Here is a 16,877-nt window from a genome sequence, read left to right on the forward strand (position 1 = left end):
AAAGAACAGGCGAGCCGGGATGTGCATCTCCGCTCGCCTCACATTGCCTAGGGAATCTGCGACAGATTTCGCTTCGCCTCAAGCAACTCGATCAGCAATTGATCGCGCTGACAAAGCATTTCCGTGAAATCGTACGGCGCGAGTTCGGCATCGACACCCTTCGCAATCGAGTCGATGTAGTCGTCGTTCTCGGGATAGCGGCCCAGATCTTTGGCCCATTCGCGCTGGGCCGGACCCAGGTGCTGCAGCACATGCGTGACCCCGCCGGGGCCGCCCGAAGCGTGAAGGTTGAGGAACGGCCCCAACAGCGCCCAGCGCAGGCCGGGACCATAGGCGATGGCGGCGTCGATGGCCTCCACCGACGCGACGCCTCGCTGTACCAGGCTGATGGCTTCCTGCCAGAGGGCCACCTGCAGCCGGTTGGCAATATGGCCTTTGACCTCCTTGTCGATCCTGATGGGTTTCTTGCCTGTCGCCGCGTAAAACGTCATGGCCTTCGCGACGTTTTCGGGCGAGGTCAGGCGACCGCCGCCGACTTCGACTAGCGGAATGATGTGCGACGGATTGAACGGATGCCCGAGGACGATGCGCTCCGGATGCCGTGCGCCCACTTGCATCTCGCTGACCGATAGCCCCGACGATGACGACGCGATGATCGCATCTGCCTCCGCAGCGGATTCGATGTCCGCTATCAACGCGTGCTTGACGGCAAGACGTTCGGGGCCGCTTTCCTGAATGAAGTCGGCATGCCGCACGGCAGTGCCGACGTCGGTCGTGAAGGTCAGGTTCTCTCGTGAAGCGCCGTTTGCCAGACCAAGTCTCTCGACGGCAGACCAACTATTGTCGATCCACTCACGCAACCGCGATTCGGCGCCGTCTGCGGGGTCTGTCGCCGTGACCGCGAATCCTTGTGCCAGAAAATGCGTGGCCCAGCCTGCGCCGATCACGCCCGTTCCGACGATCGCCACCTTGACGGCGCCCTCGCTCATGACTGCGCTTCCAGGCTGGCCGCGCGCTTCGCTTCGCGCAAAGGCCGCAGTCCGATGATCTCCCGAGCCTCGTCGGGCGTGGCCGGCTCATAGCCCATTTCGCGGACGAGTCGCACGAGTCGCTCGACCAGTTGCACGTTGGTCGCCAGTTCGCCGTGGCGGTAATACAGATTGTCTTCGAGCCCGACGCGCACATGGCCGCCCAGCAGCAGCGAATTCATCGCGGCGGGCAACTGCGCCGCGCCGATCGCGCTCACGTTGAAGACGGTGTTGCGAGGCAGGTGATCGACCATCGTCTGCAACAGACGCGGCGTGTAAGGCAATGCGCCCTGGAACGCATTGGCGCCGATGACGATATTGATGAAGTGAGGCGCGTCATCAAGCCCCTCGTTGATCGCTCGCTGCACGTCCTGAACGATGTCGGCGAGACCGAACACTTCCCACTCCGGCTTGATGCCGCGCGCCTTCATCATTTCGGCAATCTGCCGGATACGCGAAGGCGGGGTCGCCACCAGAATCTCCTTGCCGCCGAAGCTCGCGATCACCGTTTGCGCATCGAGCGTGCACATCTCGACGCCATCGCCTTGCATGCCCTTCAGGCGTTCTTCCCACTGAATCTCCCACAGCCCGTTGTCGAGTTCGCGAACCATGTCGCCGTCGATGCCGCCGCCCGTGGAATTGTTGAGGATGATGTCGCACCGGTCGCGAATCAGCCGGTTGATGTGGCTGTAAATCGCGGGATCACACGTGGCCTGATCGTCGGGACGCCGTGCGTGCACCGCGACCACACTCGCGCCGGCGTTGTAGCAGCGGTAGGTGTCGTCGGCGATTTCCTGCGGTTGCGTCGGCAGGGCCGGGTTCATTTTCTTGGTGGCCATGCCGCCCGTCGGGGCGACGGTCACGATGACTTTGGGCTTGCTCATGATGGTGTTCTCCAGGAGATGGAATAGATCGGAAACGGGGTGGAGGCGGCGCGACTAGTGGGTACTCGTGCCCACGCGGACCGCGCTCTTCGGCAGGCCGAGCAGGATCGTCAGGCCGCCGAGAACCACGACTGCGGTCAAGGCAAGCAGGCCTATCTGGATGCTGCCCGTCGCGCCCTTGATCCAGCCGATCAGCGTCGGACTGACGAAGCCGCCCAGGATGCCGAGCGAACTGATCACCGCAATGCCCGCAGCCGCCGCATCGCGTCCGAGGTAGGTCGGAGGAATCGACCAGAACAGCGATCCGCCGCCGAAGATGAAGAACGACGCGATGCAAAGCAGGGCCATCACGGGAACCACATTGGCACCGAGAAAGGAGGTCGCGGCGAGCGCCACGGCACCGAGAGCCAGTGTTCCTCCCACGTGCCAGCGGCGCTCCTTGAAACGGTCGGAGCTGCGGCTGATGACGAGCACGCCGAGCGCGCCGAAGAAATAAGGCACCGCCGTGTACCAGCCGATCGTGGCGATGGGCGCGATGCCGAGGCCTTTGATCATCGTCGGCAGCCAGAACGTCAGCGTGTAGACGGCGCACGCGCAGCAGAAGTAGACGAAGGCGAGCACATAGGTCTTTGCGTCGGTCAGCGCGGCGGTGAGCTTGCCGTGATGATGTCCGGGTTTCGCGTGGCCCTGCTGGTCGGCGTCGAGGACCGACTGCACGAGCTGTTTCTCGGTGTCGTTCAGCCAGGGCGCGCGCGCCGGTGTATCGGGAAGCATGCGATAGAGCAGGATGCCCAGCAGGACGGTCGGCAGGCCTTCGACGAGGAAGAGCCACTGCCAGCCATGCATGCCGCCGAGGCCTTCCATGTGGCTCATGATCAGCCCCGACAACGGCCCGCCGAGGACGCCCGTGATCGGCATGCCGAACAGGAACAGTCCCGTCACGCGACCGCGTCGCGCGCTTGGATACCAGTACGTCAGGTACAGGATGATGCCTGGAAAGAAGCCCGCTTCGAACATACCCAGCAGCAGGCGCACACCATAGAACTGCCAGGGCTCGGTGATGAAGGCGGTCGTCGCGGAGGTGAGACCCCACAGCACCATGATGCGCAGGAAAGACAGCCGCGCGCCGATTCTTTCGAGCAACAGGTTGCTCGGCACCTCGAAGAGCAGATAGGTGACGAAGAAGATACCCGCGCCGAGCCCGTAGACGGCATCGGAAAACGCGAGGTCCTGCTTCATCTGAAGCTGCGCGTAGCCGATGTTGATGCGGTCGAGGAAAGCGAAGACGTAGGCGATGAGCACGATCGGCATCACACGCCAACTGATCTTGCGGTAGACGGTATCTTCCGCCGATCCAGCCGAAGACCGGCCGGCATCCGGGGCCTCCGCCGGCAGCGAACGGGCATGGGTCATTGCGTGTCTCCTGAGTTGTATGACACGCATTATTTCGGGCGCCCGCGCAAACCACTGTCGATCGGACGACAGTTGCGGTCAGGGCAAACGCCAGGTCGCGGCGAGACCGGCCGGGTCGATGCCGCATCGCTAGCCGATTCGATGTCCGGGTAAGAGGAGGCGAGCGACCGGAAGCGGACCTACTGCGCGAGCGCTTGCAGCCCCGGCAGATCCAGCACGACGAGGCCGCCATATTCGGTCCGCACGAGGCCGGCGTCCTTGAAATGCATCATGGCCTTGTTGCACGTCTGGCGGGACACGGCAGCGAGGTTGGCGAGTTCCTCCTGCGACAGTTGCAGATACCGCTCGCCGCGCGGATTCGGCAGCGGATGCACCATGCCGACCAGCGCTCTCGCCACGAGGCTGTCGGTGTCGAGCAGCCCGTACGCGGCGACATTGCCCATGAACCAGTGCAGGCGTTCGTTCACCTGCATCAGCAGGAATTCATTAAACGACGGCTGGTGGCTGCGCAGCCAGTCGAAGGTGGCGAGCGGAATCTGCGCGACGCGGCTGTCGCGCAGCGCGATGAGGTCGGACTGGCGGGGCGCCTTGCGAATCAGCGTGCCTTCCCCGAACCAGCTTCCCGCCAGTTGTCCGCCAAGCGTGACCGTGCGGCCGTCGTGCGCGGTGATCGACCATTTGATCAGACCTTCGAGCACCCCGAACCATACGTGCTGCCGATCGCCGTGGCGGCCAAGGAACTGTCCCATGCCGACGGCGCGTTCCGATATGTCGGCGCGCACCTGGCGCTGCGCGGATTCGTCGAGCGACGTGAACCAGAGCGACTGAGCCAGCAACTCGTCGAGCGTGAGCGACAGGGCAGCCGTGCGTATGGGGCGAGTCATCCTCGTCTCCTGACTGTTACGTGCGAATACCGGCGCCGACTGTCGCCGGATTGACAGATTCGCCCGCTCGACACCGGAATAATGGTTGCATTGGAACTGGAGTGTAGGCTCATGAGCAAGGAAATCATCTACAGCGTCGACGTGCAGTTTGGCGATTGCGATCCGGCGGGCATTGTCTTCTTTCCGAACTTCTCGCGCTGGATGGACGCAGCTTCACACCATTTCTTCAGGCAATGCGGCCTGCCCGCGTGGCATCAACTGACGGACCCGGCCGAGTGCATTGGTCCGCCGCTGCTGGAAATTCATACGCGCTTTCTAACCTCGGCGACTCACGGCGAGAAGCTCGATATCCATACCCGCATCGAAGAGTGGCGCGGCAAGGTTTTCATTCAGAATCATCGCATCATGCGGGGCAATACGCTGATCTGCGAGGGGCAGGCGACGCGCGCGCTGTGTGTGCGGCGAGCAGACGGCGGGCTCAAGGCAGTCCCGATGCCCGACCATATCCGTGCCGCGTGCGCCTGATCCGTGATGGCATGGCTGATACAAAGGAGCTTCCATGACGACCATGAATGACACGCGCGTCCTCATCACAGCAGGCGCGGGCGGAATTGGCCGCGCGATCGCGGAAGCGTTTCTCGCTGCCGGTGCCAAGGTGTTTGTCTGCGATATCGACGAGGCTGCGCTGAAGCAACTGCGCGGGCAATTGCCCGGTGTGATGACTTCGTCGTGCGATGTCGCCGATCGTGCTTCGGCCGCACGCATGATGGCCGAAGCGGTGGCGGCGCTAGGCGGCCTCGATGTGCTCGTGAACAACGCGGGCATCGCCGGCCCCGCAGCGAGCGTCGCGGAACTGGATCCCGACGCATGGGACAGCGTGCTGCGCGTGAACCTCACCGGCACGTTCATCGTGACGCAGCTGGCCATTCCGCATCTGAAGCAGTCTGCGGCGGGTTCGATCGTCGTGATGTCGTCGCTCGCCGGCCGCTTCGGTTATCCGAATCGCAGCGCCTATGCCACGACGAAGTGGGGGCTCATCGGCTTCACCAAGACACTTTCTCGCGAACTGGGTGAGTTTGGCGTGCGGGTCAATGCCATCCTGCCCGGCGCAGTGGAAGGGCCACGCTTGCAGCAGGTCTTTCAGGGACGGGCATCCGTCAGCGGACGCAGCGTCGCGGACGAAGAAGCGGCGGCGCTCGCCAACCAGTCGATCAAACGCTTCGTCGATCCTGCCGATATTGCGGCGCTCGCCGTCTTTCTCGCTTCGCCGGCGGGACGTTCGATCTCCGGCCAGATGATCCCTATCGACGGGGATTCGCAGAGCGCGTCGTAAAACCATGACGGCCCTGGCGGCCGTCTCGTCTGCCAGCCTGAAGGTCGGACCATGGCGCCCCGCGTTGCGCAGGGGCGGTCCACCTGTCACGTTCCTGATTCTTCCTCCCTCCCTTCTCCTTGTGGCCGGATCTCGAAGCCGATAGGCCCAGTCGCCCGAATTCAACGCGCGCGGCGCGAATTTCCCACGGCCGGACTTCTGTCTTCGTCGCCCAAAAGCGCACGAAAGAAATCAAACGATCACCCCAGGGTTATCCCTTATTTGCTTGCCTTTTTGGATTGATATATTAAATCCACGGATACAAATATCCAGTCTTACAAATAAATTTCAAACGAGTGCGACGATCCAGAACATCATGGAAGACAGCGTTCATTCATTTCGTGCCGGGTTCGCGGTCACGGCGGAAGAAGAGGCATACGCCTATGTGCTGTATCGCATCCGCATGGGTACTTACCGCGCCGGCGACCGGCTGATCCCGGAAGAAATCGCGGCCGAGATCGACACGAGCCGCATGCCTGTGCGCGAAGCATTCCGCAGACTCGCGAGCGAGGGGCTCGTGGTCATCCGGCCAAATCGCGGGGCGATCGTTCGTGGACTCGATGCCGACGAAATGGAAGAGGTCTTCTGCATGCGCGGCGCGCTCGAAGGTCTGGCGGCGAAAATGGCGTTGCCGCGAATCACGCCGGTGCATATCGGCGAACTCACCCGCCTGCTCGACGTGATGGAGAGCCACGAGCAGGATGCGCACCAATGGGTGAGCGCGCATCGCAACTTCCATGAATACCTGTGCCAGTTGAGCGGCCGCAAGCGCCTTGTCGCGCAGATTGCCGGACTGCACACCGTCGTCGAACCCCATATGCGTCTCTGGTTGCAACTCGCGGAGAAGCAAATGACTTCGCGCGACGACCATACGACGATCATCGACGCCATCAAGAGCGGCGATCCGGCTGCCGTCGAAACGACAGTGCGGGAGCACATCGAAGCGACCGTGCCGGCGTTGCGTCAGTGGATGAAGTCGGCCCGCTAGAAGGACGCGCCGCGAAGCGAACGGCGAATATTTATTGTCATTAGTAGTACGTATATAAAAGAGTGCGACGGAAGAAAAGGTCGCACATGATCACATCAACCCATTGAGCCTCGACATGAAACGACTCGCAAAGAATCTTCTGGGACTGGCCTTCTGTGTTCTTGCCTTGAATGCCCATGCGAAGGAATGGAAAGACATTCGCATCGGCTATGAAGGTGCGTATCCCCCGTTCTCGTCGATCCAGCCAGACGGCAAGCCGGTAGGTTTCGATATCGACATGATCCACGCGCTGTGTACGCAAATGCACGCGAACTGTACGCTGGTGCAGATCAACTGGGACGGCCTGATTCCCGCGTTGCAGGCGGAGAAGATCGACGCGATCGTCGCGTCCGTCGCGATTACGGCAGAGCGCAAACAGAAGGTCGACTTCACGGAGAAGTACTACAACTCGCCGCGCAGGCTGATCGCGTCGAAGAACAGTCCGATAAAAGACGCGACGCCCGCCGAACTGAAGGGCAAACGCGTCGGTGTGCAGCGAGGCACGCTGGCCGACAAATATGCGAGCGCGTACTGGTCGCAGAGCGGCGTGCAGGTCGTGCGTTATGCGACGCAGGACGAGGCCTATATGGACCTTCGCTCCGGGCGTCTCGATGCCGGCTTGCAGGATGCGACGGCCGCCTATAGCGCGTTCCTGACCAAGCCGGAAGGCGCGAACTTCAAGTTCGTGGGCCAGCCGATACTTGGCAGCACGCCGGAACAGAAGGCGCTGCTCGGCGAGGGCTATGGCATCCCCATCCGCAAAGGCGACGACGATCTGAAGCAGCAGTTCAATCACGCGATCGAAGCGATCCGCGCGAACGGCACCTATCAGTCGATCGAGAAGAAGTACTTCGACTTCGACATCTACTGATATCGCCGGCGATCTGCTGCAAGCATTCCTGCATCGCGGCCTTCCATTACGCATTCACAGGCGGAATCATGCTCGAACTTCAGCGGTACTTCCCCGCGCTTTTGCAGGGCGCCGGGATCACGCTCATCCTCGCTGTTCTCTCCGTGGTACTCGCGGTATGCCTGGGGATGATCGGCGCGGTGGCCAAGCTCTACGGTTCGCGTCCTGTCGTGTCGATGGCGTCTGCCTATACCACGCTCATTCGCGGCGTGCCTGAGTTCGTGATGATGCTGCTGGTGTTTTACGGCGGGCAACTGATCCTCAATCAGCTGGCATCGCTGCTGGGCTTTCATGCGCCGGATGTCGACGCTTTTGTTGCGGCCGTGCTGACTATCGGCTTCATCTTCGGCGCCTATTACACGGAGACCTTCCGCGGCGCGATTCTCAGCGTGCCGCGTGGCCAGATGGAGGCGGCGCGTGCGTACGGCTTCTCGGGCTGGCTCGCATTCCGTCGCATCCTGTTCCCGCAGATGATGCGGCTGGCGCTCCCGGCTGCCGTCAACAACTGGCTGGTGCTGCTCAAGGCAACGGCGATTGCTTCGCTGATCGGACTGCACGATGTGATGTTCATCGCCGACCAGGCCGGCCGCACGACGCAGACGCCAATGACGTTCTATCTGGCCGCCTGTGTCGTGTATCTCCTGGTCACCTCGGGCTCGACAGCCTGTCTTGCCCGGGCGCGCACATATCTGCACCGGGGCGTTCGCGAAGGGAGTCTGCACCGATGACATACGAACAATTCGGCCAACTGTTTGCTTCGTACGCGGGCGGTCTGTGGGTGACGGTGCAGCTCACGGTTCTGTCTCTCTCGCTCGGCTTGCTGATCGCGATTCCGCTCGCCGTGCTGCGTGTGTCACCGAACCGTTTTGTGAGCGGGCCGGTTGCGGTCTACACATGGTTCATGCGGGGCACGCCGCTGCTCGCGCAACTGATGATCGTGTACTACGGATTCGGCCAGTTTCAGTGGATGCAGGACGCCTGGCAGCGCGGCAATCCTGTTCTGTCTCTACTGCGCGATCCGTACTGGTGCGCGCTGATTGCCCTGACGGCGAACACGTGCGCATACACGACGGAGATTCTTGCAGGCGCACTGCGCGCGACACCTTATGGCGAGATCGAAGCCGCACAGGCCTACGGCATGAGCCGGACCATGGCGTGGCGACGGATTCTTCTGCCTTCCGCGCTGCGCCGCTTCATTCCTGCGTACAGCAACGAAGTGATCCTGATGCTGCACGGCACCTCGATCGTGAGCGCGATCACGATCGTCGATCTGACGGGCGTTGCGCGCGATTTCTATGCGAATTATTACGCGCCGTTCGAGGCATTCATTTCTGTCGGAACTGTCTATTTCGGGCTGACGACGATCATCACGTTCCTCGTGCGACTCACCGAGCGCAGATACCTGGTTTATCTGCGTCCCCAGAACTTTGCCACTCTCGCTAAAGGCTAAAGCACGTCACATGAATGCATTGACTGTCGAAAATCTGCACAAACGATACGGCGACAACGAAGTGCTCAAGGGCGTTTCGCTGTCGGCGAAAAGAGGCGACGTGATCAGCATGATCGGCTCGTCGGGTTCCGGCAAGAGCACGTTTCTGCGCTGCATCAACTTCCTCGAATCGCCGTCATCGGGCCGCGTGAGCCTGAACGGCAGCGAAGTGCGCACGTCGACCAGCGGAAGCGGTGAAATCCGCATCAGCGATCCCGCCCAGTTGCGGCAGATGCGGACCCAACTCGCGATGGTCTTCCAGCACTTCAACCTTTGGGCGCATATGACCGTGCTGGAAAACGTCATGGAAGCGCCGAGGCACGTGTTGAAGCTGACGAGAGCGGAGGCCGCGGAGCGTGCCCGGCGCTATCTGGAGCAGGTCGGCATGACCCGCTTCGCGAACGCCTACCCGTCGCATCTGTCGGGCGGACAGCAGCAGCGGGTAGCCATTGCGCGGGCACTTGCGATGGAGCCGGAAGCCTTGCTCTTCGATGAGCCCACGTCGGCGCTGGATCCCGAACTCGTCGGCGATGTGCTCAAGGTGATGCGCGATCTCGCGGAAGAAGGCCGCACGATGATCGTCGTGACGCACGAAATGGGCTTTGCGCGCGAGGTATCCAATCATGTGGTCTTTCTTCATCAAGGTGTGGTCGAGGAAGAAGGGCACCCACGGGACGTGCTGAAAGCGCCGAAGAGCGAGCGGCTTCAGCGCTTTCTGTCCGGGGCGATGAAATAGTCCGCTTACCGCACGACGAGAACATCAACGTGGAAGAGACGAACAAGGAATAAACCCATGCAAAACCTGAAACAGAACGACATCGAACATTATCTTCATCCGTACACCAATCTCAGCCTTCATCGCGAAGTCGGTCCGATGGTGATCGAGCGAGGCGAGGGCGTGTACGTCTACGATGCAGAGGGCAAGCGATACATCGAAGGACTCGGCGGACTGTTCTGCGCATCGCTCGGCTTCAGCGAAAGCCGGCTCGCGGATGCCGCCGACAGGCAGATGAGAAAGCTGCCGTTCTATCACGCGTTCGGCCATAAATCGTCGGAACCTTCCATCCGGCTCGCGGAGAAGCTGATTTCGATGGCGCCTGTGCCGATGTCGAAAGTGTTCTTCGCGAACTCCGGTTCCGAAGCCAACGACACCGCCGTCAAGCTGATCTGGTATTTCAACAATGCAACCGGCCGGCCGCAGAAGAAGAAAATCATTTCGCGCACGCGCGCTTACCACGGCGTAACGGTGGCATCGGCGAGTCTCACGGGCTTGCCGAACAATCATCGCGACTTCGATCTGCCTATCGACCGGATTCTGCACACCGACTGCCCTCACTTCTACCGTTACGGTCTGCCGGGCGAGAGCGAAGAGCAGTTTGCGACGCGCTGTGCCGAATCGCTGGAACGCCTGATTCTCGAAGAGGGTGCCGACACCATCGCGGCATTCTTTGCCGAGCCCATCATGGCGTCAGGCGGCGTGATCGTTCCGCCTGCCACCTACATGGAGAAGATACAGGCGGTGCTGAAGCGGTATGACATTCTGCTCGTCGCCGACGAAGTCATCTGCGGTTTCGGCCGCACGGGGAACATGTGGGGCTCGCAGACCTACGGCATGCAGCCCGACATGATCACGATGGCCAAGCAGCTGTCGGCAGGCTATCTGCCGATCTCGGCGCTGATGGTCAACGAGCGGATCTACAAAGGTCTCGTAACGGAAAGCGAGAAGATCGGCACGTTCGGGCACGGCTTCACGTATAGCGGTCATCCCGTGTGCGCAGCCGTCGCGCTGGAGACGCTGAAGATCTATGAGGAAGACGGGATTCTCGAACACGTGCGAGCCGTCACCCCGCATTTCCAGGAGCGTGTGGCGGAACTCGGCCGACATCCCCTCGTCGGCGAAGCGCGCGGCGCGGGTCTGCTCGCGGCTGTCGAGCTGGTCGCGGACAAAGAGAGCAAGGAACCCTTCCCGCCGTCGGAAGCCGTGGCCGCTTATGCCGGCACGCGGGCCTTGTCGCACGGACTGATTACGCGCGCGTTGGGCGATACCGTCAATTTCTGCCCGCCGCTGATCGTGTCTCACGCGCAGATCGACGAAATCTTCGACGCCGCGAAGCGCGCGCTCGACGACACACTCGCATGGCGCAAAGCGCTGCACGTCAATTGATGGAACGGGGATACAGCATGAGAGATTTCGAGCAACCGGGACGGTCGCTGGTGATGTCGAAAGACGGCATGGCGGCGACGTCGCATCCCGCTTCGACGCTCGCCGCAGTGAAGATTCTGGAGGCGGGCGGCAATGCGATGGATGCGGCGATTGCCGCGTGCGCGGTGCAGTGCGTGGTCGAGCCAGGTTCGACGGGAATAGGCGGCGACTGCTTCGCGCTGTATTCGCGCGGCGGCAGCGACGATATCGTCGCCTTCAATGGTTCCGGCTGGGCCCCGCAGGCAGCCAGTGTGCCGATGCTTGCGTCGATGGGCGTGTCATCGATCGAGCGTCATTCGCCCCATGCCGTCACGGTGCCGGGCGCCGTCGATGCATGGGCGACCCTCGCACGCGATCACGGTTCGATGCCGTTCAAGTCGCTGTTCGCGTCGGCGATCAGGCTCGCCAGCGAAGGCTATGCCGTGGCGCCGCGCGCGGCAGCGGACTGGGCGCATCAGGCCGTCTTGCTGCGGCTGGACAAGACGAGCCGTGAGCAGATGCTGATCGACGGCGCGTCGCCTGCTGCGGGCACGCTGCACCGGCAGCCGTTGCTCGCGAAGTCGTTGATGGCCATTGCCGAAGCGGGACCGCGTGTGTTCTACGAAGGCTTCATCGCGGAGGATATCGTCGCGTGTTTGAAGAGCAAGGGCGGCCTGCATACGCTCGACGACTTCGCACAGTATCGCGGCGAGTACGTGAAGCCCATCAAGGCGAGCTTCCGCGGCTACGACGTGCACGAGTGTCCGCCGAACGGGCAGGGCATCATCGCACTGCTGATCCTCAAGATACTCGAGGGATTCGATGCAAGCGACGATCCGCTGGGCGCCGACCGCCTTCATCGCGAGATCGAAGCGACGCGGCTAGCGTATTCGATCCGCGATGCGCTGCTCGGCGATCCGCGCGGCCAGCCGCTCGATATCGACCGGCTGCTGTCGGACGCAAACGTGTCGAAGCTGCGCGCGCGAATCTCGCTCGACCGCGCGATGTCCGACGTCCCCACGTATCGTCCCGCCGATCACAAGGACACCGTCTATATCTGCGTCGTCGACAAGGACCGCAATTGCGCGAGCTTCATCAACTCGCTGTTTCATCCATTCGGCAGCGGCATCATGGCGCCGCATAGTGGCGTGATGCTGCACAACCGAGGCCAGAGCTTTTCCGTCGAAGAGGGGCATCCAAATGCGATCGCGCCGCACGCGCGACCGATGCATACCATCATTCCCGGCATGGTCACGAAAGACGGAAAAGTCCAGATGACCTTCGGCGTGATGGGCGGCCACTATCAGGCAATGGGGCACGCGCATTTTCTGTCGAAGGTGCTGGACTACGGGCTGGACATGCAATCGGCGATCTCGCTGCCGCGCGTGTTCCCGCAACCTGGCACGGGTGTCGTCGAAGCGGAATCGACTTTGCCGCAAGCGACGCGCGACGAGCTGACCCGACGTGGCTTCAACCTCGTGCCGCCCAACTGGGCTATCGGCGGCGCGCAGGCGATCTCGATCGATTGGGAACGCGGCACGCTCACCGGCGCGTCGGATCATCGCAAAGACGGCTGCGCACTCGGCATTTGACGCACTCACATCGACCACACGTACGGATCGACATGGACAAACGCGAAGTCATACGCGGCGATGGTGCGATCCGTCGCGAATCGCCCTACGGGTCGTCGAAGGAAAACACCTATGCGGGTGTCGTTTCCTTCATGAGGCGTCTTTATACAAAAGATCTTTCAGGTATCGATCTGGCCATCACGGGCGTGCCGCTCGATATCGCCACGACCAACCGGCCCGGCGCGCGTCTCGGTCCTCGCGCAATACGTGCGGCGAGCAGCCAGCTCGGCGTGCTGCTGCCGTATCCGTGGGGGATCAATCCGTTCGACGACTATGCCGTGATCGACTACGGCGATTGCTGGCTCGACGTGCACAATCCGTCGACGGTGAAGGAGACGATCGTCGAACACGCGCGCACTATCCTGTCCTCAGGCGCGAAGATGTTGACGCTGGGCGGCGATCACTACGTCAGTTACCCGTTGCTGGTCGCGCATGCCGAGAAGTATGGCAAGCCGTTATCGTTGATCCACTTCGACGCGCATTGCGATACGTGGCCAGACGACCAGCCTGACAGCCTCAATCACGGTTCGATGTTCTACAAGGCCGTGAAAGAAGGCCTGATCGACCCGCAGCGGTCCGTGCAGATCGGCATCCGCACATGGAACGACGACTTCATGGGTTTCCATGTGCTGGACGCGCCGTGGGTGCACGAGCATGGCGTGAAGGCGACGGTCGAACGCATCGTGTCGATCGTCGGCGATCGTCCAACCTACTTCACGTTCGATGTGGACGGGCTCGACCCCGCGTTTGCACCCGGAACGGGAACGCCGGTTCCGGGCGGTCTTTCGACGGCTCAAGCGTTTTCGATCATCCGTGGGCTGGGCGACATCGACCTGATCGGCGCGGACGTCGTCGAGGTCGCGCCGGCGTACGACCACGCGGATATCACGGCGCTGGCGGCCGCGCACGTGGCGAGCGAACTGGTCTGCCTGTTCCGGCACCGCGCAACGAGCAGAAGATCTGCGCGATGAACATGCATCGAGCACGCACATTTACAAACGGAGTTCGATCGCCAAAATAACTGGATAGCAAACGCAAACTGGCTGGATAGTCCACCTGCCCCAATCGGTATTCAATGGTGCCATCGACATTCAAGCGATGACACGGAGGGGCAGAAATCATGAGTGAAACGCGAAGCGCATCCGAATGGAGCGAGTTCGTCAGCGGCTGTCTGGACTTCCGGCCGACGGAAGGCGTCTACCGGATTGCGCGCGAGATGTTTACCGAGCCGGAACTGTTCTCGCTGGAGATGGAGTTCATCTTCGAGAAGACCTGGATTTACGCTTGCCACGAGAGCGAGATAGCCAACAAGAACGACTACCTGACGATGCGCGCGGGGCGCCAGCCGCTGATCATCTCGCGCGACGGCAACGGCAACCTGAACGCGATGATCAACGCGTGCCAGCACCGTGGCGCGACGCTCACCCGCATGAGCAAGGGCAACCAGTCCACCTTCACCTGTCCGTTTCATGCCTGGTGCTACAAGAACGATGGGCGGCTCGTCAAGGTCAAGGCACCGGGCGAGTACTGCGAAGACTTCGACAAGTCCACGCGCGGCCTGAAAAAGGCGCGTATTGCCAGCTACAAGGGCTTCGTGTTCGTCAGTCTCGACGTGGACGGCACCGACACGCTGGAAGACTATCTCGGCGACGCACGCATCTTCTTCGACATGATGGTCGCGCAATCGCCCACGGGCGAACTCGAAGTCTTGCCGGGGCGCTCGACGTATACGTTCGACGGCAACTGGAAGCTGCAGAATGAAAACGGTCTGGACGGCTATCACGTCAGCACGGTTCACTACAACTACGTCGCGACCGTCAAGCATCGCCAGGAATCGAATAGCAAGAATGGCGAAGGTCCGAACGGCACGCTCGACTACAGCAAGCTCGGCGCGGGCGACGCCGATACCGACGACGGCTGGTTCGCGTTCAGGAACGGGCACAGCGTGCTCTTCAGCGACATGCCGAACCCGGAAGTCCGTCCCGGCTATAGCAGCGTGATGCCGCGCCTCGTCGAGGCATATGGTCAGCAGAAGGCCGAGTGGATGATGCACCGCCTGCGCAACCTGAACGTCTATCCGAGCCTGTTCTTCATGGATCAGATCAGTTCGCAGCTGCGCATCGTGCGTCCCGTTGCCTGGAACAAGACCGAAATCATCAGCCAATGTATCGGCGTGAAGGGCGAGTCCGACAAAGACCGCGAGAACCGCATCCGTCAGTTCGAAGACTTCTTCAACGTGTCGGGGATGGGCACGCCCGACGATCTCGTCGAATTCCGCGAGCAGCAACGCGGCTTTCAGGCGCGGCTCGAACGTTGGAGCGACATCTCGCGCGGCCATCACAAGTGGACTTCCGTCCCGACCGCGAATGCGGAACTGCTCGGTATCGCACCCGCCATGACGGGCACCGAAATGACGCAGGAAGGCCTGTACGTGAACCAGCATGGCACGTGGCGCGACGTCATTCTCAAAGGGCTGGCGAAGTCCGGCGCGATTCAGGGAGAGCAAGCATGAGCCAGCTTCAGCACGACATCGAACAGTTTCTTTATCTCAAGTCCGATCTGTGCGACCGGCAGCAATGGGACGCGTACCTCGATCTGTTCGATCCGCAAAGCGTCTTCCACGTGCCGCAATGGGACTCCGAACACGTGCACACGCAAGACCCCGCGCGGGAAATGTCGTTGATCTATTACACGAGTCGCGCGGGACTCGAAGACCGCGTGTTCCGCCTGCGGACGGGCAAATCGGCAGCATCGACGCCGCTGCCTCGCACGATGCATCAGATCAGCAACGTACGCATCACCCAAAAAGCGGACGCGCAGATTGAAGCGGCGGTGAACTGGTCGACGCTCTACACGCGCCAGGGCGTGACGGACTACTTCTATGGCCGCGCGGTCTACGATCTGCGCCCGGCAGCGGACAGCTGGAAGATCACGCGCAAACACGTGCTGTTGCTGAACGACACCATTAACGCGGTGTTGGACTTCTATCATCTGTAACGGGAGCACGGCCATGACGCATAAGGTCGCGTTGAATTTTTCCGACGGCAAGACCGCTTTCTTCGATGTTCACACCAACGAGCTGCTGCTCGACGCAGCGCTGCGCAACGGCGTGAACATTCCGCTCGACTGCCGTGAAGGCGTGTGCGGCACCTGCCAGGGACGCTGCGAAGCGGGCGCGTACACGCAGGACTATGTCGATGAAGAGACGCTGAGCGAGGACGATCTCGCGCAACGCAAAATGTTGTCGTGTCAGACGCGGGTCCAGTCCGACGCGTCGTTCTACTTCGACTTCGATTCGAGCCTGTGCCAGGGCGGCGGCACACGCACCGTGTCAGCGCGCGTCGAAGCCGTCGAACTCGTCTCCGAAACGACCGCGATCCTGCGTATCGATGCGAGCGCGCATGATCGACGGGTCGACTTTCTTCCCGGCCAGTATGCGCGTGTGAAAGTGCCCGGCACGGATGAATGGCGGTCGTACTCGTTCGCCCATCATCCGAACGACGCCAACCATCTGCAGTTCCTGATTCGCCTGCTGCCCGATGGCGCGATGAGCAATTACCTGCGCGAGCGATGCACGGCCGGCGACGCAATCGAGTTCGAAGCACCGCTGGGCGCGTTCTATCTGCGCCAGGTCGAGCGGCCGCTCGTGATGGTGGCGGGCGGCACGGGTCTCTCCGCGTTCCTCGGCATGCTGGATGACATGGCGCAGAAGAACGATGCGGGCTATCCCGTCCAGCTCTACTACGGCGTCACCCATGCTCGCGATCTGTGCGAAATGGCGCGCCTGAACGGTTACGGCGAGAAGATCGACGCCTTCACGCTCGAAACCGTCGTGATGAATCCCGCTGCGGAATGGACGGGAAAGACGGGCCTGATACCCGAGCACTTCGACCGGTCGTTTCTGGAGTCGAATGGATTCGATATGTACGTGTGCGGGCCGCCGCCGATGGTCGAAGCGATCAAGACCTGGCTCAGTGAGCAAGGCATTCAGGACTATCGGCTGTTCTACGAGAAGTTCGGCGAGAGTCACGCGCGATAACGTCGAGCTTCTAGCTCA

16 protein-coding genes and 1 pseudogene are annotated in these 16,877 nt (G+C 61.6%); 13 read left to right on the forward strand and 4 right to left on the reverse strand.

Going from position 1 to position 16,877, the window contains the following annotated elements; all coding sequences use genetic code 11:
• Positions 1 to 47: 47 nt before the first annotated feature.
• The 4 genes from G3N95_RS01300 to G3N95_RS01315 form a co-directional block, all read right to left on the reverse strand.
• Positions 48 to 989 (reverse strand): 3-hydroxyacyl-CoA dehydrogenase NAD-binding domain-containing protein, encoded by a 942-nt coding sequence (locus G3N95_RS01300; protein WP_205968148.1) that lies wholly within the window; start codon positions 987 to 989, stop codon positions 48 to 50.
• A complete protein-coding gene (locus G3N95_RS01305) occupies positions 986 to 1,912 on the reverse strand; it encodes a 3-keto-5-aminohexanoate cleavage protein (RefSeq protein WP_205968149.1) in 927 nt (308 codons plus the stop codon). The genes G3N95_RS01300 and G3N95_RS01305 overlap by 4 nt, the downstream gene beginning before the upstream one ends.
• 54 nt (positions 1,913 to 1,966) lie before the next feature.
• Positions 1,967 to 3,325, reverse strand: coding sequence for an MFS transporter (locus G3N95_RS01310; protein WP_205968150.1), 1,359 nt, complete (start codon positions 3,323 to 3,325; stop codon positions 1,967 to 1,969).
• Positions 3,326 to 3,504: 179 nt separating this feature from the next.
• Complete coding sequence (locus tag G3N95_RS01315) at positions 3,505 to 4,209, reverse strand: Crp/Fnr family transcriptional regulator (protein ID WP_205968151.1); 705 nt, start codon at positions 4,207 to 4,209, stop codon at positions 3,505 to 3,507.
• 111 nt (positions 4,210 to 4,320) lie between these two features.
• On the opposite strand from G3N95_RS01315, the gene G3N95_RS01320 reads away from it, so the two are divergent.
• The 13 genes and pseudogenes from G3N95_RS01320 to antC all read left to right on the forward strand — a co-directional run bounded on the left by G3N95_RS01320 (position 4,321) and on the right by antC (position 16,859).
• A complete protein-coding gene (locus G3N95_RS01320; protein WP_205968152.1) occupies positions 4,321 to 4,734 on the forward strand; it encodes a thioesterase family protein in 414 nt (137 codons plus the stop codon).
• A 34-nt stretch (positions 4,735 to 4,768) separates the two neighbouring features.
• Entirely contained in the window at positions 4,769 to 5,542 is a 774-nt protein-coding gene (locus tag G3N95_RS01325) for an SDR family oxidoreductase (protein ID WP_205968153.1), read from the forward strand.
• A gap of 355 nt (positions 5,543 to 5,897) precedes the next feature.
• Positions 5,898 to 6,569 (forward strand): GntR family transcriptional regulator, encoded by a 672-nt coding sequence (locus tag G3N95_RS01330; protein WP_205968154.1) that lies wholly within the window; start codon positions 5,898 to 5,900, stop codon positions 6,567 to 6,569.
• 115 nt (positions 6,570 to 6,684) lie between these two features.
• Positions 6,685 to 7,479: an ABC transporter substrate-binding protein gene (locus G3N95_RS01335; RefSeq protein WP_205968155.1), complete on the forward strand. Its 795-nt coding sequence runs from the start codon at positions 6,685 to 6,687 to the stop codon at positions 7,477 to 7,479.
• Positions 7,480 to 7,547: 68 nt separating this feature from the next.
• Complete coding sequence (locus tag G3N95_RS01340; protein WP_205968156.1) at positions 7,548 to 8,246, forward strand: ABC transporter permease subunit; 699 nt, start codon at positions 7,548 to 7,550, stop codon at positions 8,244 to 8,246.
• Complete coding sequence (locus tag G3N95_RS01345) at positions 8,243 to 8,968, forward strand: ABC transporter permease (protein WP_205968157.1); 726 nt, start codon at positions 8,243 to 8,245, stop codon at positions 8,966 to 8,968. Before G3N95_RS01340 ends, G3N95_RS01345 begins: the two co-directional genes overlap by 4 nt.
• Positions 8,969 to 8,978: 10 nt before the next feature.
• The gene (locus tag G3N95_RS01350) at positions 8,979 to 9,743 is read left to right on the forward strand and encodes an ATP-binding cassette domain-containing protein (RefSeq protein WP_205968158.1); all 765 of its coding nucleotides are present in this window, start codon (positions 8,979 to 8,981) and stop codon (positions 9,741 to 9,743) included.
• A 51-nt stretch (positions 9,744 to 9,794) separates the two neighbouring features.
• Positions 9,795 to 11,171 (forward strand): annotated as a pseudogene (locus G3N95_RS01355) (aspartate aminotransferase family protein); the annotation flags it as partial.
• A gap of 17 nt (positions 11,172 to 11,188) precedes the next feature.
• Positions 11,189 to 12,781 (forward strand): gamma-glutamyltransferase, encoded by a 1,593-nt coding sequence (ggt, locus tag G3N95_RS01360; RefSeq protein WP_205968160.1) that lies wholly within the window; start codon positions 11,189 to 11,191, stop codon positions 12,779 to 12,781.
• 32 nt (positions 12,782 to 12,813) lie between these two features.
• A complete protein-coding gene (gene speB / locus G3N95_RS01365; RefSeq protein WP_205968161.1) occupies positions 12,814 to 13,791 on the forward strand; it encodes an agmatinase in 978 nt (325 codons plus the stop codon).
• Positions 13,792 to 13,940: 149 nt separating this feature from the next.
• Positions 13,941 to 15,332: an anthranilate 1,2-dioxygenase large subunit gene (gene antA, locus G3N95_RS01370; protein ID WP_205968162.1), complete on the forward strand. Its 1,392-nt coding sequence runs from the start codon at positions 13,941 to 13,943 to the stop codon at positions 15,330 to 15,332.
• Positions 15,329 to 15,817, forward strand: a complete 489-nt coding sequence (antB, locus tag G3N95_RS01375) for an anthranilate 1,2-dioxygenase small subunit (RefSeq protein WP_205968163.1) — start codon at positions 15,329 to 15,331, stop codon at positions 15,815 to 15,817. Before antA ends, antB begins: the two co-directional genes overlap by 4 nt.
• Before the next feature lie 13 nt (positions 15,818 to 15,830).
• Positions 15,831 to 16,859, forward strand: a complete 1,029-nt coding sequence (gene antC, locus G3N95_RS01380) for an anthranilate 1,2-dioxygenase electron transfer component AntC (RefSeq protein WP_205968164.1) — start codon at positions 15,831 to 15,833, stop codon at positions 16,857 to 16,859.
• Positions 16,860 to 16,877 lie beyond the last annotated feature (18 nt).

This window comes from Paraburkholderia sp. Tr-20389, assembly GCF_017104565.1.
GTDB lineage: Bacteria > Pseudomonadota > Gammaproteobacteria > Burkholderiales > Burkholderiaceae > Paraburkholderia.

What these genes read in the sequence shown, in the direction of transcription:
- antA (WP_205968162.1), top strand. Translation starts at nt 13,941, where the DNA reads ATGAGTGAAACGCGAAGCGCATCCGAATGGAGCGAGTTCGTCAGCGGC.
- G3N95_RS01345 (WP_205968157.1), top strand. Translation starts at nt 8,243, where the DNA reads ATGACATACGAACAATTCGGCCAACTGTTTGCTTCGTACGCGGGCGGT.
- G3N95_RS01300 (WP_205968148.1), bottom strand. Translation starts at nt 989, where the DNA reads ATGAGCGAGGGCGCCGTCAAGGTGGCGATCGTCGGAACGGGCGTGATC.
- G3N95_RS01315 (WP_205968151.1), bottom strand. Translation starts at nt 4,209, where the DNA reads ATGACTCGCCCCATACGCACGGCTGCCCTGTCGCTCACGCTCGACGAG.
- antC (WP_205968164.1), top strand. Translation starts at nt 15,831, where the DNA reads ATGACGCATAAGGTCGCGTTGAATTTTTCCGACGGCAAGACCGCTTTC.
- G3N95_RS01325 (WP_205968153.1), top strand. Translation starts at nt 4,769, where the DNA reads ATGACGACCATGAATGACACGCGCGTCCTCATCACAGCAGGCGCGGGC.
- G3N95_RS01305 (WP_205968149.1), bottom strand. Translation starts at nt 1,912, where the DNA reads ATGAGCAAGCCCAAAGTCATCGTGACCGTCGCCCCGACGGGCGGCATG.
- G3N95_RS01320 (WP_205968152.1), top strand. Translation starts at nt 4,321, where the DNA reads ATGAGCAAGGAAATCATCTACAGCGTCGACGTGCAGTTTGGCGATTGC.
- G3N95_RS01310 (WP_205968150.1), bottom strand. Translation starts at nt 3,325, where the DNA reads ATGACCCATGCCCGTTCGCTGCCGGCGGAGGCCCCGGATGCCGGCCGG.
- ggt (WP_205968160.1), top strand. Translation starts at nt 11,189, where the DNA reads ATGAGAGATTTCGAGCAACCGGGACGGTCGCTGGTGATGTCGAAAGAC.
- G3N95_RS01330 (WP_205968154.1), top strand. Translation starts at nt 5,898, where the DNA reads ATGGAAGACAGCGTTCATTCATTTCGTGCCGGGTTCGCGGTCACGGCG.
- speB (WP_205968161.1), top strand. Translation starts at nt 12,814, where the DNA reads ATGGACAAACGCGAAGTCATACGCGGCGATGGTGCGATCCGTCGCGAA.
- G3N95_RS01340 (WP_205968156.1), top strand. Translation starts at nt 7,548, where the DNA reads ATGCTCGAACTTCAGCGGTACTTCCCCGCGCTTTTGCAGGGCGCCGGG.
- antB (WP_205968163.1), top strand. Translation starts at nt 15,329, where the DNA reads ATGAGCCAGCTTCAGCACGACATCGAACAGTTTCTTTATCTCAAGTCC.
- G3N95_RS01350 (WP_205968158.1), top strand. Translation starts at nt 8,979, where the DNA reads ATGAATGCATTGACTGTCGAAAATCTGCACAAACGATACGGCGACAAC.
- G3N95_RS01335 (WP_205968155.1), top strand. Translation starts at nt 6,685, where the DNA reads ATGAAACGACTCGCAAAGAATCTTCTGGGACTGGCCTTCTGTGTTCTT.